Genomic DNA, 20,427 nt, shown 5'->3' on the forward strand with positions numbered 1-20,427 from the left:
TTTTATGCTCCTCCTTCGTTTGTTTCCGTTATATCTTCTGTCTGTTCCAAACCCGAAGCTTTTAAAATAAAATCAATCTGTCTGTCCATATATTCTTCCAACGTAAATTCCTTTTGCAGGATCCAGCGGCGGAATCCCCACATCTGCCCCTGAACAAAAATGTTATTTGCCAATAAAACTGCATCCTGACTGTTTATTTTTCCGGGCAGAGAAGTATTGATTGCCCGCTCCAGCATTTTCACCATGTCCCGTTCCTTCTCCATCACATAGTCTTTTGTTTCTTTTTTCAGTGATTTCACTTCCTGGTACATAATGAGAATCTCTTCCTGCATTTCATCCATCAGATGAAAATAAGACTTGATCAGGGATACCAGATTATCCACGGAAGGCCTTTCCAGATTAATCGCTGATCCAAGGCGTTTCCTGACCTCTTCATAAATAGAGTCACAAACTAAGAATAGGACATCCTCTTTGGTGCGGATATATTCATATAACGTTCCAATACTGAAGCCGGATTCCTTGGCAATCTCCCTTGTTGTAGTGCGATGATATCCTTTTTCCTTGAAAAGGGTGATCGCCCCCTGGATCATCTGATTTCGTCTTTTTTCCACCAGTTCCCTGTCCTTTATGGAGGATAGAACTTGATCTTCACTCATGTAACATCCCCCTTCCACTTTTCAAATAGCACTTTTGCCAATTGGTAAGGATCACTGTTTGCTTCAATTGGCGGCAGACCTTCTTCTGTTTCAATATAGGCTTTAACGTCCCGCCAGATTTCTTCCCTGATCAGTTCATATACTTCCAGTTCCTGCTGTTCGGTTCTTTTCCGTGTTCCCTCATCTGTGCTGTATAAATAGCTATGGTGTTCTTTGACTTTTCCCCACAGTTTATCAATGCCCTTATTTTCTGTCGTAATCGTTTTGACGATAGCTGTTTCATGCTCTTCCTGTTTGGACATCATAACCAGCTCTTTCAGCAGTGCTTTCAGTTTTCCGTAGCCAGGCAGATCAGCTTTGTTAATGATAAACATATCTGCAATTTCCATAATCCCTGCTTTAAAAATCTGCAGCACATCCCCGCTGTTGGGGGTTAAAACAACTGCTGTCGTATCGACAATTTTCATAATATCCAGCTCGGACTGGCCAACGCCAACCGTCTCCACGATAATGACATCAAATCCGTAAGCATCACAAATCCGGACAGCATCCTTCGTCGCACGGGCCAATCCGCCAAGGCTTCCTCTCGTTGCCATACTGCGTATATACACACCGTCATCGGTAAAATGCTGATTCATGCGGACACGATCCCCAAGCAATGCCCCGCCGCTGAAGGGACTGGTCGGATCCACGGCGATGACTGCAACGGTTTTTCCTTCGTTACGGATGTGGCTGATCAGCCGGTTGACGAGAGAGCTTTTTCCGGCACCGGGGGAACCGGTCAGCCCGAAATAGAGCGCATGTTTTTTCAGGGAAAATACATCACTCAGAAGCTCCAGCTTTTCCGGGTGATCATTTTCCACCATGGTAATCGCCTTTGCCAATGCGCGTATATCTTTTTTTTGCATCCGTTCAACGATTTCATGCATCGCGTCCATCCTTTCCGGGAGGTACCTGTCCCTCCGTCCCCTTATTTCGTCAGCATACGGCCGATGACGAGACGTTGTACTTCGTTTGTGCCTTCATAAATTTGTGTGATTTTGGCATCACGCATGTAGCGCTCCACCGGGTAGTCCTTCGTGTAACCATAGCCGCCAAACACCTGTACAGCTTCTACGGTAATTCTCATCGCCGCATCCCCGGCAAATAATTTGGACATGGCTGAGGCTTTCCCGTACGGCTGTCCCTGTGACTCGAGCCATGCTGCCTGGTATGTCAGCAGGCGGGATGCTTCCACTTCTGTTGCCATATCGGCTAGTTTAAAGGAAATACCCTGGTTTGCCGCGATAGGCTTGCCGAACTGCTCACGCTCTTTGGCATAATCAACAGCTGCATCCAATGCCCCCTGCGCGATTCCGAGTGCCTGGGCCGCAATCCCGTTACGGCCGCCATCCAGGGTGGTCATGGCAATTTTGAATCCTTCCCCTTCTTTTCCAAGCATGTTTTCTTTTGGAATGCGGCAGTTTTCAAAAATCAGTTCCGTCGTCGGGGATGAACGAATCCCCAGCTTCTTCTCTTTTTTGCCGAATGTAAATCCTTCTGTTCCCTTTTCGACGATAAATGCGCTGATGCCTTTATGTTTGGCATCTGCATCGGTTTTTGCAAATACAATATAAATATCCGCCACACCGCCATTGGTGATCCACACTTTGCTGCCGTTTAATATATAGTCGTCCCCGTCAGCTTTGGCGGTTGTTTTCATGGAAACAACATCACTTCCGGCTCCCGGCTCGGATAAAGCATACGCGCCGAGTGCCTCCCCTGTAGCCAAACGATACAGAAAGTTTTTCTTCTGTTCTTCATTCCCATATGTGTAAATTGGCCAGCTCGCCAGGGAAAGATGTGCCGACAGCGTAACACCGGTGGAAGCACATACCCGTGAGAGCTCTTCTACTGCAATACAGTAGCTGACATAATCCGCTCCAATACCGCCATATTCCTCCGGCCATGGAATACCGGTCAGGCCGAGCTCACCCATCTTATCAAAAATATCCCGGTCAAATCGTTCTTCTTCATCCCGTTCTGCCGCGGTTGGCTCTACTTCTTTCGTGGCAAAGTCCCGGACCATTTTGCGCAGCATTTCCTGTTCTTCTGTCAATTGAAAATTCATCTTTATTTCCTCCTCATTGGTCGCCTAGTTGTTCAGTAAATTTTTTGCGATAACGATATGCTGAATTTCATTGGAACCTTCATAGATTTCGGTGATTTTTGCGTCACGGAAAAACCGTTCTGCCGGATAATCCTCTGTATAGCCATAGCCTCCGTAGACCTGCACTGCTTCAATGGCTGTATTGACCGCTGTTTTCGATGCATACATTTTGGCCATGGAAGCTTCTTTTCCGCATGGGAGACCTTGGTCCACCAATGATGCAGCATGATACACAAGCAGTCTTGCAGCTTCTGTCTCTGTTGCCATATCTGCCAATTTAAAAGATATTCCCTGGTTGGCAGCAATCGGCTTACCGAACTGCTCCCTTTCTTTTGCATAGGCAGTCGCATGTTCCAGTGCAGCTTCAGCAATACCGAGCGCCTGAGCGGCAATTCCAATTCTGCCGACATTCAGGTTTGCCATGGCAATCTTAAACCCTTCTCCTTCTTCGCCCAGCATCTGTTTGGCGGGAACTTCGCATTGGTCAAAGTTCAAGGAAACCGTATTGGACCCGTGCAAGCCCATTTTCCTTTCCTTTTTACCGATTTCCAGACCCGGTGTATCTTTTTCAACAATAAAAGCACTAATTCCTTTTGTTCCTTCTCCGGTCCGTGCGAAAGTAATGTAGGTGTCCGCCTCTCCCCCATTTGTAATAAACACTTTGGAGCCGTTCAATATATAGCTGTCACCTTTTTTTACGGCTTTCGTCCTGATGTTGGCGGCATCCGAACCGGCGCCGGGTTCTGTCAGGGCGAATGCGCCAAGATATTCCCCGGAGGCCAGCTTTGGAAGGTAATATTTCTTTTGTTCCTCATTGCCGAAATAAAGGATTGGGTTCGTGCCGACTGAAGTGTGAACAGAAAGAATAACACCAATGGTGGCACTTACCTTGGAAAGCTCATGAATGGCCGTAATGTAAGATATGAAATCCATCCCGGTCCCGCCGTGCTTTTCCGGTACGGGGATCCCCATGAGACCGAGTTCTCCCATTTTTTGAATGATTTCCCTCGGAAAACAGTCTTCTCTTTCCATCTGTTCGACCGCCGGCGCTAATTCTTTCCTGGCAAAGTCCTGAACCATTTTACGCATCATGTTCTGTTCTTCTGTAAATGTCATGTTCATGGTTGTAAAGCCTCCTTACCATCTTCGCTGTCCGTTTAGTCGTATTGGTAAAAACCTCTGCCTGATTTTTTGCCCAGCCAGCCGGCTTTTACATATTGGCGTAGCAGTGGACATGGACGGTATTTACTGTCACCAAAACCTTCATGCAGCACTTCCATAATGTAGAGGCAAGTGTCGAGACCGATGAAATCCGCCAATGTCAGCGGGCCCATCGGATGATTCGTCCCCAGTTTCATGACTGTATCAATATCCTCCGGTGATGCCACCCCTTCATATACCGTGTAAATAGCTTCGTTGATCATGGGCATGAGAACCCGATTGGAAACAAAACCGGGAAAGTCGTTTACCTCCACAGGTGTTTTGTTCAGGGATTTGGCCATATCTTCAATTGCCTGATAGGTTTCATCACTTGACTGCAACCCGCGGATGATTTCCACCAATTTCATTACAGGTACCGGGTTCATAAAATGCATGCCGATTACCTGTTCCGGACGATTCGTCGCCGCTGCAATTTCCGTAATAGGCAGAGAAGACGTGTTCGTTGCCAGAATCGCATGCGCGGGTGCAAATTTATCCAAGTCGGAAAACACTTTCTTTTTCACATCCATGTTTTCCACAATAGCTTCAATGACGATATCGCATGAGGATGCATCGCTCAGCTCCCGGGAAGGGCTCAGTCTGTTTAATGCATCTGTTTTCTCTGATTCTGTCATTCTTTCTTTTTCCACATTCCGATTTAATAGTTTTTCAATATTTTTCAAGCCTTTATCCAATGCCTCTTCATTCATATCATGCAGCAGCACATCATAACCCGACTGCGCGCAAACCTGTGCAATCCCGGAGCCCATCTGTCCGGCACCGATTACCATTACTTTATTAATTCGCATAAAAGTATCTCCTCCTTGCTTTGAAACATCGGGACAAATCTCTTATTGCAAAAATCTCCCGTTTTCTTAGCCGGGAATTCTGCATTGCTTCGCCCCCATGTCTTCCTTAAAGTATTTCCAGTTGTCTTGTTTATTGTTTCGGTACTTCAATTAAAACGGCATCTCCCTGACCGCCGCCACTGCAGATGGCTGCAATACCAAGGCCGCCACCTCTGCGTTTTAATTCATGTGCCAGGGTGAGGATAATACGTGCCCCACTCGCACCGATCGGGTGTCCAAGTGCTACCGCTCCACCGTTAACGTTTACTTTTTCAGGATCGATCCCGGCAATTTTCCCGCTTGCCAGGGATACTGCTGCAAAAGCTTCGTTAATTTCGAATAAGTCGATGTCATCTGCTTTATGACCTGTTTTTTCCAGCAATTTATTAATAACCAGCCCAGGAGTTTGCGGGAAATCTTTTGCTTCCACTGCCACCTCGGCATGGCCATGTATGGTTGCCATCGGTTTCTTTCCGAGTTCTTCCGCCTTCTCATCGGACATGACAACAAATGCACAAGCCCCGTCGTTTACTCCCGGTGCATTCCCGGCAGTAATTGTACCGTCTTTATCAAACGCCGGACGCAATTTTGCCAGTTTTTCCACACTTGTATCTTTCCGTGGCGCTTCATCTGTATCAACGACGACAGGATCTCCTTTTCGCTGCGGCACTTCCAGCGGTACGATTTCCTCGGCGAATTTGCCTTCTTCAATCGCTTTCCCTGCCCGCTGATGACTTCGGTAAGACCATTCATCCTGGGCTTCCCTTGTCAGTTCAAACTCTTCTGCCGTGGAGTTCCCGTAGCTTCCCATATGAACACCGGCAAATGAGCATGTAAGTCCGTCATGTACCATCATATCCACTACTTTTTTATCTCCCATTCGATGTCCCCAGCGGGCATCCGGGAGAATATACGGCGCATTGCTCATGCTTTCCATGCCACCGGCCACGATGACATCTTCATCTCCAAGGCGAATAAGCTGATCGGCCAAAGTTACACTCCGCAGACCGGAAGCACATACTTTATTAATCGTTTCTGTTTTCACGTTCCATGGAATCCCAGCTTCACGTGATGCCTGACGGGATGGAATCTGCCCCTGTCCTCCCTGAAGCACATTACCCATAATGACTTCATCGATTTGCGAACCTTCCATACCGGCCCGCTCCAGGGCTTCTTTAATTGCTTTTCCGCCCAGTTGGGATGCGGTAAAACTTTTAAGTCCTCCGCCAAATTTTCCAAATGGGGTTCTTGCACCTGAAACAATTACTGTTTTTCTCATTGTTTTACTCCCTTTCCTTTTAAATTTTTTGAAGGGGTAGACCCCTTTTTTACCTGTAAAATATCTTTGTTATCTGTGTTGGGCGGGGGCATAAATATAAGTCTCAAGGTAAGTACGAACAAATCATGGTGATAGAGTACCAGCCGCTCCGGGAATATACTTCGCTTTCACCACGGGCACAAGTGCGACATCCGATCAAACTCCCGTTGGTCGTTTTCTTAGTGTCTTCTTTGCCGCGGGCGGCTGGTAATCCTCCTTGCCCCGACAAGGGGTATGCCGACGTTGCCCGCAAAGGGCGTTTTTAGTCGGCCTTCATTAATGTTGCACTGCGGGGTCTCATCGATGCCTTTGCTCCTGCTGGACAAGTAACGCTTCGGCAACATTACATCTTCGTGAGAAAATGCATAGCATTTTCAAGGAGTCTACGTATATTCCCGGAGCTGGGTAAGTGGTTTGTTTGGCTTTTTTTCCAATTAAATTAGTTATGTTTCACCTTCTATGTATTCACCATGGTTGAATGGAGCCAGCCATGCATCATGTTACTCCACCCATTGATAACGCTTACCTTTTGTTTGGAATAAGTGCACCGTTCCCGCGTTGCAGCCCCCTCCGATTGAACGCTCGCTCAATTGGTTTTTGAAAAAGGAGAGGGGCAATTTTTACCCCTCTTTTAAATTAGTATACTTAAAATCTCAATTCTATTCATCTATTAAGCCGTTTTCTGCTCATCTTCCACCAATACGGATAGTGCCAGAATTTCAGCAACGTCCATGGTGCTGATATCTTCTTCCACCTCTTTTGCCTTCGTTCCATCACTTAACATCGTCAGGCAGAATGGGCAGGCGCTGGAGATCATATCCGGCTTCACTTCCATGGCCTGTTCTGTACGGGACACGTTAATGCGATTTCCGGTTGTTTCCTCCGTCCACATTAAGCCGCCGCCTGCACCACAGCACATGCCATTTTCCTTGCTGCGCTTCATCTCCACCAGGTCAAGTCCCGGGATGGATTTCAGAATTTCCCTAGGCGGATCATATACGCCATTATATCTTCCCAGATAACAGGAATCGTGATAAGTCAACCGCTGATTGATTTCACGCTGCGGTTTCAGTTTCCCATTCATCACCAGGTCAAACAGCATTTGCGTATGGTGATAGACTTCTGCTTCAAAGCCAAAATCAGGATACTCGTTTTTGAAAATATTATATGCATGCGGGTCGATCGTTACGATCTTTTTCACGTCATGCTTGTTGAATTCTTTAATGTTTTTCTCCGCGATTTCCTGGAACAGGAATTCATTTCCGATACGGCGTGCCGTATCACCGGAGTTCATCTCTTTATTTCCAAGAATGGCAAAGCTTACGCCCGCCTGGTTCATTAGTTTTGCAAATGCCAGTGCAATTTTTTGACTGCGGCTGTCAAATGAACCCATGGAGCTTACCCAGAATAAATATTCGAAGTCTTTTCCTTCTTTTTTCAGCTCTTTCACTGTTGGTACATATGCAGTTTCATCTTCTTCACGCCATTTCGTACGGTCTTTCTTGGAAAGTCCCCATGGATTTCCCTGGCGCTCAATATTCATTACTGCACGCTGAATTTCCGGATCCATTTTACCTTCTGTCATCACCAGGTAACGGCGCATATCAAGAATCTGGCTGACGTGTTCGTTGCTTACCGGACATGCATCTTCACAGTTACGGCAAGTGGTACATCCTGCCAGCTCTTCTTCGGTAATCACATCGCCGATCATGCTTAAGTTTTGTACCGTAGCTGCTGCTTCTCCTCCGGCACTTGCCTGGTTGCCTGCAGCTCCAGAAAATGCATAGGAAGGAACCCATGCGGATTTTCCTGTAATGGCAGCACCTTTTTCCGTTAAGTGGTCACGGAGCTTGATCATAATATCCATCGGAGACAGCATTTTTCCTGTTCCTGCTGCCGGACATACATCGGTACAGCGTCCGCACTCCACACATGCGTAAAAATCAAGCATTTGAAATTGATCAAAATCTTCTACTTTTCCAACACCAAAGGAAATATCTTCCTCATTTTCTGCTGCATCTTCATCGATATCAAAGTCAATTGGCTTCAGTTTTCCCGGTACACGCTTACTCAGGAACACGTTGATTGGTGCAGCGATTAAGTGTGCGTGCTTGGATTGCGGTATATAAACAAGGAAAGTCAAAATCGTCAATGTATGAATCCACCAGAACACATAGTACAATACCATGGCTGCTGTTGGTGTTAACCAGCTGAATGCTGCAGCTATCCCACTTGCGACAGGTTCAGTCCAAGTTAATCCTTCCCCTTGCCAAATAATGTGCATACCGTTACCGAACAGCACGGACAGCATTAATGTTCCGATAAAAATCAGCACAAGCCCTGCTTTAAATCCACGTTTTAAGCGAACAAGTTTTTCCACGTAACGGCGGTAAAAGGCCCATACGACCGCTACCAGAATCATCAGTGTGACAAGTTCCTGGAAAAACGTGAATCCTGGATAGAATATGCCAAACGGCAAATGGTTTCCTGGCGAGAGGCCCATGACAAACATATTGATCGCGCCAAACTGCACAAGGATAAATCCATAGAACATCATCACATGAATAATACCCGATTTCTTATCCTTCAAGAGTTTGGACTGGCCGAATACAATGACCCCGATCCGTTTGAATCTTTCTTTAAAATCACGGTCAAATTCCGACTTTTTTCCGAGCCGGATATATGATATACGTGTTGCGACCACTCTGGCGAATAAATATACCCCATAGATGGTGACTGCAAGAAATGCAATCCAGTTAATCAGCAAAAATGTTTCCATGATCCGCTCCCCCTTATTATGTCTCGCAAACTATTATACGCAAATATTTGCAATTTAGCAAAATGATACCGATTGCAGTTTTGTGCAGATTAAGAAAGCATAAAAATTTCTTAACCTATTACTCTTTGCTTTTCGACAAGCTAAATTTTAAGAATAATAGTAAGCTTCCTGCTAAGTTAATATATGTATACTTTAAATCATGAATGATCATTCAGTCAACTGGTATTCGACAAATTTCAGGCCTTGATCATTTCTGTTTAAATTGTAAAACCCTTTGCTCCCAAGGTGTTTGGACTGTTCACCGGCAAATATGATTTTAAATTTTGGAACTATTTACCGTCTTTTTCACCTTCTGTTTTTTTCAGCCTTTGGGTTAACTGCGGAGCCTGGGATATAACTACAAATCATGATGATAGAGTATCCCAGGCCGCTCCGGGAATATACTTCGCTTTCACCGCGGGCACAAGTGCGACATCTGGGACTGCGCTAAATGCTCGTCCCACCGAAAAGCATTGGGACTGCGCGTAAATGCTCGTCCCACCGAAAAGCATTAATCAAACTCCTGTTGGTCGTTTTCTTAGTGTCTTCTTTGCCGCAGGCGGCTGATGAGCCTCCTTGCCCCGACAAGGGGTATGCCGATGTTGCCCGCAAAGGGCGTTTTTAGTCGGCCTTCATTAATGGCGCCCTGCGGGGTCTCATCGATGCCTTTTCTCCTGCTGGACAAGTAACGCTTCGGCAGCATTACATCTTCGTGAGAAAATGCATAGCATTTTCAAGGAGTCTCCGTATATTCCCGGAGCTGGGTAAGAGTATTACATCTTTTCCGGTGCTGTCACAGTGATCAGCTGCAATGCATTGGCGATTGTTATTTTCACAGCTTTCATTAAAGCAATTCTTGCGTTCGTTCTTTCCTCGTTGTCCGGATCAAGCACTTTTTCAGCATTGTAAAAGCTGTGCAGCATACTTGCCAGATCAAATACGTATTGTGTCACTTTATGCGGAGTGGACATTTGCGCCGCATCTGCCACCATCTGCGGGAATTCTCCCATCTTCTTCATTAAATCTGTTTCTTTCTCCGTTGTTAACTGCTTTGCATCAAATGCCGCATTCAGATCAAAACCCTTTGCTTCTGCCTGTTTCAGCATGGTGCAGATCCGTGCATGGGCGTACTGCACGTAATAGACAGGATTATCATTTGATTCGGAGCGTGCCAGATCCATGTCAAAGTCGAGCTGGGTATCGTTGGAACGCGTAATAAAGTAGTAACGGGCCGCATCCACACCGACTTCCTCCATCAGCTCTCTTAATGCAACGGCATTCCCGGTACGCTTGCTCATTTTTAGTTTTTCTCCATTTTCAAACAAGCTCACCATCTGAATCACTCTGACATCCAGCGTGTCTTTTTCATAGCCCATTGCCTGAATAGCTGCCTGCATTCTCGGGATATATCCGTGGTGGTCCGCTCCCCAAACATTAATCAGCTTGTCAAAACCTCGATCCAGTTTGTTTTTATGATAGGCAATATCCGGCGTCAGATAGGTGTAGCTGCCATCCTTCTTGATGAGTACACGGTCTTTGTCATCCCCAAAATCCGTCGTTCTGAACCAGGTTGCCCCGTCCTTTTCATAGATATAATCATTCAGCTTTTCAAGTGCTTTGTCAATCTGTCCGCCTTCATACAATGATTGCTCGGAGAACCAGTGATCAAACTCGACACGGAACTCCGATAAATCATTTCGGATCTTGCCAAGTTCATACTTTAAACCATATTCCCGGAAAAACGCCAGGCGTTCATCTCTGTCTTTCTCTTTCCATTCTGCCCCATATTCCGTGGCAAGCGTCTTTCCAATTTCAATAATATCCTTCCCGTGATACCCGTCTTCAGGCATTTCTGCCTCATCACCCAATGCCTGCAGATAACGGGCTTCCACCGATAAAGCCAGTTGATCAATCTGGTTGCCGGCATCATTGATATAATATTCCCGTTCCACTTCATATCCGGCAGCAGCAAGCAAATTGCATAACACATCGCCAAATGCAGCTCCTCTTCCATGGCCGAAATGTAAATCTCCGGTCGGGTTCACGGAAACGAATTCCACCTGAATACGTTCCCCTTTTCCGATATCTGTCTGTCCATAATTTTTTCCCGCTTCTAAAATCATTGGGATTATTTCCCCAAGAAAATCATCCTTCATAAAAAAATTAATGAAACCGGGACCGGCAATTTCCACTTTCTCAATGGATGCCTTCGTCTTATCCAGTTCCTCTACAATGTCTTCTGCAATTTTCCGCGGTGCTTTTTTGGCGATCCGAGCCAGCTGCATGGCAATATTTGCAGCGAAATCCCCGTGTGCTTTATCCTTTGGTTTTTCCAGCACGATATCCGGCAATTCCTCCGCCTTAGCCAGTTCCGCCTTGATGACTGCTGCAGCTATTTCCTGTTTCAGTGTATCTTCCGTCTGTTCCAATACGTTCATTGGGAATTTTCCTCCTTCAAAGTTAACGTCAATTCATGTTTGCGGTTATTCAGTCCATTCAGTTTCACTTGATAGGAGATGTTCAATTTGCCTTCTCCTGCTTCACCCAGCGGCTGATAGCGGATGGAATCGGTAAATGTTTCCATATGTATCGTTCCGTGGGGGTGATGATAGACATTCTCGGTTATTTTATTTTCCTGAAATTTTTGGTTCATCGAAACAGCACCTGTCCGCTTAATGGTTACCTTCTGCTGTTGCATGGTGATCATGTTATGGACCGTTCCTCCCGCTTCCGGCTGCTCATCAAACTTTACAACATCAAATGTATGATTACGGTAAAAATATCCCGAATGAATTAGCTTATTTTCTTCCGTTTCCCCCTGGTCGGTAATCGTTGTCCGTAGAATAACCCTAACCTTTTTATGTACAGTTCCCATAATACCGCCTCTAATTTTTATCATCATATAATTTCCTATTATAGCTAACTTCACTACGCTAACGCAATATATATTGCGAAATATGCCGAATAAGCTCCACGCTCTACTTTAGCTCCCCTTTTTCATTAATGAGTTTTTAAAAAGTGGTTTATTTCAGCGAAAATTCACCAATAATGTTAGTACAGCCTGTGCCGGTGTTCCCGTCACACGTATGGAATGGTCAGTCGTTGGCACGGCAGAAGGTGCCGGCTATATAGGCAATTACAAGTTTTTACAGCATTTTTCCGATACAACTATCTGTAATTAAAAATAATGGAGCAATCAAAGATGAAGCGCATATTCACTCGTATCAAATACCCCCTTTTGATCAAAATTACCGTAAGCACCTGTCTTATTGTGGCAGGTGTGATTTTCAGCGTTTACTTCCTCAGCTTTCTCATGGGGCCGCCCAGCCTCGCCAATGACCAAAACACCGTTTATTACAGCAGAGGCGGCGACGTGATCGGCGAGGAGCGCGGTACAGAAAACAGAAGATGGGTTTCTTTGGAAGATATTTCCGAAGATGCCGTCCATGCAACCTTAGTGGTGGAAGACCGGCACTTTTTTGACCACTCCGGTTTTGATTTTAAACGGATTTTGTCCGCACTTATTACGGATATAAGGCACTGGTCGCTGAAAGAAGGAGCGAGCACCCTGTCCCAGCAGTACGCACGCAATTTATATTTGACACAGGAAAAAACCTGGTCACGCAAATTAAAAGAAGCCTTTTTTACGATACGATTGGAGATGTTTTATTCGAAAGAGGAAATACTGGAAGGCTATTTAAATACGATATATTACGGACATGGCGCCTATGGTATTGAGGCTGCAAGCAATTATTTTTTTGACAAGCCGGCTGCGGAACTATCACTGGCCGAGGGAGCAATGCTGGCATCCATACCCAGAGGGCCAAGCTACTATTCTCCAATAGCGGATAGACAGCGGGCAGAAAGTCGGCAGCAGCGGATTTTGCACTTGATGAACAATGAGAACATGATCAGCAATCAGGAACTGTTTCTTGCTTCCAGGGAAAATTTAGTTTATGAGGAGAACAGTGAAAACAGTGAAACGACGGTAAGCGGTTATTTTCAGGAAGAAGCTTCCAAAGAGGCTGCAGAAATTCTGAAGCTGGAAGTGGATGACATCCGTTCCGGCGGCTATGAAATATACACCACCATGCATGAATCTTATCAAAAAGATCTGGAAGCTGAGATCAAAGCTGCAATCCATACAGAAAGTGAAATTGAAGCCGGTGTGCTTACGATAGACCCGCAGTCAGGGGAGGTACTTGCCATGGCCGGTGGCCGTGATTACCGGGAAAGTCCCTTTAACCGCGCGGTGCAGGCAAAAAGGATGCCTGGGTCTTCTTTTAAACCATTTCTTTATTATGCGGCACTGGAAAACGGCTATACCGCAAACACCATGCTGTTAAGTCAGCCAACTGCCTTCCAGCTTGACGACGACGAAGTGTACCAGCCAAGTAATTTTAACGGGTATTACGCAAATGATTCTATCACCCTGGCACAAGCCATTGCGCTATCGGACAATATATATGCCGTCAAAACCAATATGTATCTCGGAACAGAGAATCTCGTGGAAACCGCGCGCAGATTCGGCTTGACCAGTGAATTGCCTGCTGTGCCGTCACTTGCGCTTGGATCGGCCGCTGTTTCCGTAAAAGAAATGGTCAGAGGTTATGGCATGCTTGCCAATGGCGGGAAGGAAATCGATACCCACCTGATTAAAAAAATTGTCGATCGAAACGGGAAAACAGTATATAAAAGAGAGGAACAGGAAGGGAAATCGATGCTTAACCCGCAAAGCGCATTCATTTTAACCCATTTATTGACGGGGATGTTTGACCGTGAATTGGATGGATATATGGCAGTGACGGGATCAACGATAGCGGATCACCTCTCACGTCCATACGCCGGGAAGTCAGGTACGACTTCCTCTGACAGCTGGATGATCGGCTATAGCCCTTCTGTTGTTACCGGTGTATGGATTGGCTATGATGATAATCGTTCCATCGAAATGACCCGGGAAAAGGATTATGCCAAAACGATATGGTCCAATTTCATGGAAAGGATCCATGAAAACAAGGAACAGGAAGCATTCCCGCAGCCCCCGGGCCTTGTTGCCGTTCCCGTAGACCCGGAATCCGGGCAGCGGGCAACACCATACTGTGGTCAAAGCCGGGTGATGTACTTTGAAAAAGGCACTGAACCAACTGCCTTTTGCAGAGACCATTTTCATGAAGAAAACCATCCAGATGACAAAAGCATGGTGGAACGCCTATTTGACATGTTTGGCGGATAAACAAGGGGACATGGCTTGGACATAGCTTTAAAACCTCAAAGAAATTCCTGCTTTTTCATTTAAATAAAAAGAAGCCGACCCGGTGTATATTGGTCGGCTTCTTTTTTGTCCTAGTAATACATGAGTAGCCCATGTACTCATATTTTACAAATTTCTATTCGAAAGTACAAGGTATTCCCGGTCAGTTTTTATTCCGTCACAAAATGTTCATAATTGGCATTTATTCCGGCAGGGCACTTTTCAGTTCATCTGTAGAGTTCTTCCACATATCTTCATCATATTCTTCCAGGAAATCTTTAAGTAATTTTTTGGAATGGTCATCCATATGTTCCACAACGATTTTGCCTTTCAGGGATTTTTCCATATGGGTAACATGCTCCGGCATGGACTTATACGCCCGTTTAATCGAACGGTCCACCCGCAGCTCACTGCCTGCCACACCTGCATAGTACGGTCCATGTTCACCGCGTTCCACATTTACCCAGACAATCCAGTACAGCTTTCCATTCGGCACCTCGTCCTTATTCGGCAAATACTTCACCCGGCGTTCAATTTCGCTGCGGGCATGCATCGCTGCCATATCAACATATGCTTTATTTTCATTCGGGTCCACAATAACGGAGGACATATTTTCCAGACTGACTGTCCCTGCTCCGTATCCACCATGACCGTCTGTGGAATCATCTTTTATAATAGTGAATGTATTCTTCTTTTTTTGGTTTGAAGATTGATCTGCACTCATATTCGAGGAACCTCCTTCTTCTCATTTGCTTCTCATTGTAGCACAGTTGCATGGTCATTTTCATTCCCTGCACTGCCCTTCGTCTGTATCAGTCCGGCAATTATTGGCCGGTGTCCTCTTCCTTCATCTGTTGAATGAATTCCCAGGCCTGCTCTATTTCTTCCTCGGTATACTTTTGCTTGGATTTTACCTGATGAATTTTTTCCGTCACCGCAGGCTTTGGCAATGCATCAAAATACATCATTGTTGCAACAAGCTCCAGGAAACGGGAGCTTTGCCGGTTCAAAAGCTTCACCTTATCCCCCAAACCGGGCAAATGGGAAGCGAACTGCTGCAAAAAAGATCTTCCGTCCCCGGTAATATGATAATGATATTGAAAATAATTGCTTTTTTCTTCTTTTATCTCCTGCAAAAAACCGAGGTTGCACAGTTCTTCCACCCGCAATGTCAACTCTTCGGAATACGGACCGTAAAAATGAAATTCGTATTTCTCTTCAAAAGGAAGTTTGCATTTCTGCAGGATATAGATCATTTTCTGCAGTTTTTTTCTACCGGTAATTTCATCTGCAACCGAAAAAAACTCCATTAATTTGGCATGGTTTGTTAACATTTCACACATCTCCTGTTATTATGAAAAACTCTGCTGACCTCCTCATTTCAGAGGTCCAAAGGGGCATCTGCACCCTTACCCCCAATGAAGAAAACAACCGTCGGCCCGGGCTTAACCATCCAGGCCCAATATATTCTTTATCCGCTTTTTTATATGTTCATCCGGCAATTTCTCCACAAAGTCATTCGGAAAATACAGCTTATGGTCTGTCCTTTTTTTCCCGGAAATGGATTCCACGATATCGGAATGCCTGGATAATTCCTTCAGGCTCCCATCCGGCATAAGCAGATGAATCGGAAGTCTTTCTTCTTCCTCACCCGGACGGTAAAAATCATAGGGCAAATCTGAAGAGGAATCAACGACAAGATAGTAATCCGGATCCATCCCCGCTTCTTTAAACAAGCCATACAGCTCCATCCACGTATTCATCTGGAGGTTCGGATTGAATTCAATATATTTAAATAAACGGCGATTGACAAACCGTTCGCATAAATCCCTTAGTATGGCATCGTCTTCTTCCTGCCAAAGCTGAAAATAATAGGAAACAATACCTTCATCCAGCTTCAGGTACTCCTCCAATTTAACATCGCCGGTGAAAAAAGACATAAAATGAGTCGGTTTCAGTTTAAACGTGTAGTCTTCCGATTCAAACAAGTATTTCGCCCGCTGCAGAATTTTTGACAAAATTACCTCTGCACTGCGGGTAACCGGGTGAAAATACACTTGCCAATACATCTGATAGCGGCTCATAATATAATCTTCCACCGCATGCATGCCCGTCGATTTAATCACGACCTGATCCTCGATCGGCCGCATGACACGAAGTATCCTTTCCATGTCAAAATGCCCATAGCTCACCCCGGTAAAAAACGCGTCCCGCTGCAAATAGTCCATGCGATCTGCATCAATCTGGCTCGATATCAGGCTGACGACAAGCTTATCTTCATACGTTTTTGCAATAACATCAGCAACCTTTTGCGCGAATCCGGGTTCCACCCGTTCCAATATGTCATTTATTGTTGTATCTCCAAGAATAATTTCCTTTGTAAAATGCTCATGATCCAGCTTAAACACTTTTTCAAAGGAATGGGAAAATGGCCCATGCCCCAGATCATGTAAAAGTGCTGCACATAAACAAAGCAGGCGCTCCTTCTCATTCCAGTTCGGTTTGTTCTGGAAGTTATAAATGATTCTCCTGACAATCTCGTAAACACCGAGGGAATGGTTAAACCGGCTGTGTTCCGCACCATGAAAAGTCAGGTAGGTTGTTCCAAGCTGTTTAATCCGGCGCAGACGCTGAAACTCAGGAGCAGCAATTAAATCCCAAATAACCCGGTCCTTCACATGTACATAGCGGTGCACCGGGTCTTTAAACACCTTTTCTTCATGTAATTGTTCATCTTTATAAGCCATCTGCTTCATCCGTTTCTTTTCCCCAATTTGTTTTTATTATATAATAGTTGGAGCAGAGACGGAAAGGAAATCCACTTGGGTTTTGACAATAAAACAGAAAAACGGCAGTTTAATGATTCAATTTAAACACACAGTATACACGAAAAATGATCAAGGAGTCAGGTATGAAAAATTGGAAGGAAATTATCCAGCATCAAACATTTCGCTATATGGACCATACAAACACAGCCCATTTCCAAGGGGAGTCTTTAACAGCTATGACCTCTTTTGCCATCGATGACGCATTGGCCATGTCGGTCAGTGACCAGCTCTCCCCTCCAGTCATGCGATTATGGGCTCATCCAAAAACAATTGTATTGGGCATTCCTGATGCCAGGCTTCCATTTATTGAAGCAGGCGTCAGCCAACTGAAAGAAAAGGGCTATCATATCATCGTCCGAAATTCCGGGGGCCTGGCCGTGGCACTGGATGAAGGGGTACTGAATCTCTCTCTCGTACTGCCGGATGTGGAAAAAGTGTCGATTCATGACGGCTATGAAGCCATGGTACGTTTTATTCAGCATATGTTCCGGGATCTTACCGACGAAATAAAAGCCTATGAAATTGTCGGATCCTACTGTCCCGGAGATTATGACCTAAGTATTGAGGATAAGAAATTTGCCGGTATTTCCCAACGGCGTGTGAAAAAAGGAGCCAGCATTCAAATTTATTTGGACATTGAAGGAAACAGTTTGCAAAGAGCCTCGGATATACGGGATTTTTATGATATCAGCAAAAAAAATGAGCCGACAAAATTTAATTATCCCGCCGTTAAACCGGAAGTGATGGGCTCTCTGTCGGATCTGCTTGATATGCGTTTGACAGTGGAAGATGTTAAAAACCGGGCATATCAAGCTTTAATTGATTTTGCTGAACAGGTTACAGAGAAAAGTTTTTCCGCTGAGGAGATAGCTTACTTTGACAAAAGGCTGGACCAAATGAAAAAGCGGAATGAGAAAGTGGCAGGATGGCAGCAGTAACAGACATTCCATGCAACACCCTGAGATCCTGTTTGATTTCAGGGTTAATATATTAAAAATATGATTGTCATTTTTTGCAAAATCCCATGGGATCACTTGTTCTGTAATGTATTATCTGATATTATTAATTTAGTAAATCACCCTCTGTAAAGTCCTCATATTTTAATAAGGAGTGCTGTTCATGCCAGTCACAAACCCGACCAAAGAACCGCCCGCAATTATTCTTCACAGCATCATTCGAGAAGAACAGGAAAACTACGAAAAGCAAGCAAATGAAAATCCGGAAATGCAGCCGCTATTAAGAAATATACCATTAGGTGAATTAATGGATCTGAAAGTGGATTATGCCTTTAAACAGCTTTTCGGAAATGAAAAAAATAAGGATATCACTATCATTTTTTTAAACGCATTTTTAAAAAGAACGGGAAGAGACAAAATTATTGACATCCTATTCACTGATAAGGAAGCAGGCAGGGAATATCGAGATGATAAACAATCCCGATTGGACTTACTCGTAGTCACTGACGCTGCAGAAAAGATTAATGTAGAAATTCAGTTCACGAATAAATATGATATGGTAAAACGATCCATATACTATTGGTCGGGAATATACCGCAGTACACTTAAAAAGAAAATGAACTATCATGAATTAAAACCGGTTATTGCGATTAACATCATGAATTTTGACCTGTTCCCTCAGACTGACCGTTTTCATACTACGTACCATTTATATGAAGATGAGGAAAAGTTTAAACTAACCGATGTGATGGAATTTCATTTTGTGGAAATGCCTAAATTAATCAAAGCCTGGGAGGAAAATATGCTGGATCCCCGAAATGATATTCTGGTCAGATGGTTATTGCTGCTGGGTATGGTGGATCACCGTGAAGGGAAAGTATATGATAAAATATACGAAGAATTGGAGGGTATTGCCATGGAGGATGAAACGCTGCGTAAAGCCTTCGAAGACTGGGAAGAATTAAGTATGACAGAAAAAGAGTTTCTCGCCTATGAAGCACGAAGGAAAATCATTATTGATGAAGAAGCCGCCAAGCGTGAAGCTGAGATTCGACTTGAGGAAGGAATCAGGGAAGGCAGAAAAAAAGGGATGGAAGAAGGACGGAAAGAAGGACGGAAAGAAGGACGGAAGGAAGGCCGAGAAGAAGGGTTGGAAAAGGGAAAAGAGGAAATTGCATTCCGAATGCTGGAAATGGAGATGACAGTTGAAGTTATCGCTGAAGCCACCGGTCTTTCCCCGGAAAGAATCCTGGAAATAAAAAAAGAAATCAAAAACTAAAAAAACCTGCAACAGAGCTTTCGGCTCCGTTGCAAGGTTTCTTTTCTATGCATCAGATTGTACAGCGGTAATTAACGCTAACTTATACACATCGTCTACACTGCAGCCGCGGGAAAGATCATTGACCGGTTTATTTAATCCCTGCAGAACGGGACCAACCGCTTCGAACTCCCCTAATCGCTGGGCAATTTTATATCCGATATTACCCGCTTCCAAACTTGGAAAGATAAAAACATTCGCATCTCCCTGCAGAACGGAGTCAGGGGCTTTTTTCTCCGCCACACTTGGAACAAACGCTGCATCGAATTGGAACTCCCCATCGATGACAAGAGATGGATGTTTTTCCTTTGCAATGTTGAGTGCTTCGACGACTTTTTCCGTTTCCTCTGATTTTGCCGAGCCTTTTGTAGAAAAGCTGAGCATGGCAATTCGCGGATCAATACCGAACAATTTACCTGTCACCGCACTTTCGGCTGCAATTTCGGCCAAATCGTTGCTGTCAGGAGCTATGTTAATCGCACAATCGGCAAATACATATTTTTCTTCTCCACGTACCATAATGAATACCCCGGACGTTTTTTTAATGCCTTCTTTTGTTTTAATGATCTGCAATGCCGGCCGTACTGTGTCAGCTGTTGAATTTACCGCACCGCTTACGAGCCCATCTGCCTGATTCATATACACAAGCATGGTGCCAAAGTAATTTTCCTGCTGTAATATTTTTTCCGCATCTTCCCTCGTCGCTTTCCCCTTTCTTCGGTCCACAAATGTTTCCGCCATCAGATTGAATTCAGGAAACGCTGACGGGGTTAATACGTCGCAGGAAGAAATATCCACATCAATTTCTTCCGCTTTTTTGTTTATCTTATTTTTATCCCCGATAAGCACAGGTGTCAGTACTCCCGCCGCACTCAATTGACTTGCCGCGGTTAATATCCGTTCATCCGTACCTTCCGGAAATACAATCCTTTTATTTTTATTCGCAATTCTTTTTCTCAGATCATCGAATAAACCACTCATTGTGATAAACCCTCCTCATTCTATACAATCTCATATTAGGTGATTAGTATTAGGTTTACAAAATATAAGCAACATAAAATCAGAGCATTTGTGACGAAATTTTT

General features: G+C 44.6%; 16 protein-coding genes. 3 read left to right on the forward strand and 13 right to left on the reverse strand.

From position 1 onward, the window contains the following. Positions 1-2 precede the first annotated feature (2 nt). The 9 genes from ACZ42C_RS11990 to ACZ42C_RS12030 form a co-directional block, all read right to left on the reverse strand. Positions 3-656, reverse strand: coding sequence for a TetR/AcrR family transcriptional regulator (locus ACZ42C_RS11990; RefSeq protein ID WP_461180076.1), 654 nt, complete (start codon positions 654-656; stop codon positions 3-5). Further along, entirely contained in the window at positions 653-1,585 is a 933-nt protein-coding gene (gene meaB, locus ACZ42C_RS11995) for a methylmalonyl Co-A mutase-associated GTPase MeaB (RefSeq protein WP_461180075.1), read from the reverse strand. The genes ACZ42C_RS11990 and meaB overlap by 4 nt, the downstream gene beginning before the upstream one ends. Positions 1,586-1,626: 41 nt before the next feature. After that, positions 1,627-2,766, reverse strand: a complete 1,140-nt coding sequence (locus tag ACZ42C_RS12000) for an acyl-CoA dehydrogenase (protein ID WP_461180074.1) — start codon at positions 2,764-2,766, stop codon at positions 1,627-1,629. A 24-nt stretch (positions 2,767-2,790) separates the two neighbouring features. Further along, entirely contained in the window at positions 2,791-3,927 is a 1,137-nt protein-coding gene (locus ACZ42C_RS12005; RefSeq protein WP_461180073.1) for an acyl-CoA dehydrogenase, read from the reverse strand. 35 nt (positions 3,928-3,962) lie between these two features. Continuing rightward, positions 3,963-4,814 (reverse strand): 3-hydroxybutyryl-CoA dehydrogenase, encoded by an 852-nt coding sequence (locus ACZ42C_RS12010; protein ID WP_461180072.1) that lies wholly within the window; start codon positions 4,812-4,814, stop codon positions 3,963-3,965. A gap of 130 nt (positions 4,815-4,944) precedes the next feature. Further along, positions 4,945-6,132, reverse strand: a complete 1,188-nt coding sequence (locus ACZ42C_RS12015) for an acetyl-CoA C-acetyltransferase (protein ID WP_461180071.1) — start codon at positions 6,130-6,132, stop codon at positions 4,945-4,947. Between the two features lie 709 nt (positions 6,133-6,841). Then, positions 6,842-8,950, reverse strand: coding sequence for a heterodisulfide reductase-related iron-sulfur binding cluster (locus ACZ42C_RS12020; RefSeq protein ID WP_461180070.1), 2,109 nt, complete (start codon positions 8,948-8,950; stop codon positions 6,842-6,844). Between the two features lie 812 nt (positions 8,951-9,762). Further along, on the reverse strand, positions 9,763-11,427 hold the full coding sequence (argS, locus tag ACZ42C_RS12025) for an arginine--tRNA ligase (protein ID WP_461180069.1): 1,665 nt from the start codon (positions 11,425-11,427) through the stop codon (positions 9,763-9,765). After that, the gene (locus tag ACZ42C_RS12030) at positions 11,424-11,864 is read right to left on the reverse strand and encodes a YwiB family protein (protein ID WP_464891264.1); all 441 of its coding nucleotides are present in this window, start codon (positions 11,862-11,864) and stop codon (positions 11,424-11,426) included. Before ACZ42C_RS12030 ends, argS begins: the two co-directional genes overlap by 4 nt. A 327-nt stretch (positions 11,865-12,191) precedes the next feature. On the opposite strand from ACZ42C_RS12030, the gene ACZ42C_RS12035 reads away from it, so the two are divergent. Then, positions 12,192-14,222, forward strand: coding sequence for a transglycosylase domain-containing protein (locus tag ACZ42C_RS12035; RefSeq protein WP_461180067.1), 2,031 nt, complete (start codon positions 12,192-12,194; stop codon positions 14,220-14,222). Between the two features lie 220 nt (positions 14,223-14,442). Here ACZ42C_RS12035 and ACZ42C_RS12040 read toward each other — a convergent pair whose 3' ends face one another. The 3 genes from ACZ42C_RS12040 to ACZ42C_RS12050 form a co-directional block, all read right to left on the reverse strand. Then, positions 14,443-14,964 carry a YwhD family protein gene (locus tag ACZ42C_RS12040; protein WP_461180066.1) on the reverse strand — a complete coding sequence of 174 codons (522 nt, stop codon included), beginning with the start codon at positions 14,962-14,964 and terminating at the stop codon, positions 14,443-14,445. A gap of 100 nt (positions 14,965-15,064) precedes the next feature. Continuing rightward, complete coding sequence (locus tag ACZ42C_RS12045) at positions 15,065-15,574, reverse strand: YwgA family protein (RefSeq protein ID WP_461180065.1); 510 nt, start codon at positions 15,572-15,574, stop codon at positions 15,065-15,067. A 111-nt stretch (positions 15,575-15,685) separates the two neighbouring features. Further along, positions 15,686-16,987, reverse strand: a complete 1,302-nt coding sequence (locus ACZ42C_RS12050) for an HD domain-containing protein (protein ID WP_461180064.1) — start codon at positions 16,985-16,987, stop codon at positions 15,686-15,688. A 164-nt stretch (positions 16,988-17,151) separates the two neighbouring features. On the opposite strand from ACZ42C_RS12050, the gene ACZ42C_RS12055 reads away from it, so the two are divergent. Further along, a complete protein-coding gene (locus tag ACZ42C_RS12055) occupies positions 17,152-18,006 on the forward strand; it encodes a lipoate--protein ligase family protein (protein WP_461180063.1) in 855 nt (284 codons plus the stop codon). Positions 18,007-18,187: 181 nt separating this feature from the next. After that, complete coding sequence (locus ACZ42C_RS12060) at positions 18,188-19,303, forward strand: Rpn family recombination-promoting nuclease/putative transposase (protein ID WP_461180062.1); 1,116 nt, start codon at positions 18,188-18,190, stop codon at positions 19,301-19,303. Positions 19,304-19,348: 45 nt separating this feature from the next. Here the strand turns inward: ACZ42C_RS12060 and pta are convergent, their stop codons facing one another. Continuing rightward, positions 19,349-20,323, reverse strand: coding sequence for a phosphate acetyltransferase (gene pta / locus ACZ42C_RS12065; protein ID WP_461180061.1), 975 nt, complete (start codon positions 20,321-20,323; stop codon positions 19,349-19,351). Positions 20,324-20,427 lie beyond the last annotated feature (104 nt).

The sequence above is a fragment of the Virgibacillus kimchii genome, from assembly GCF_055379185.1.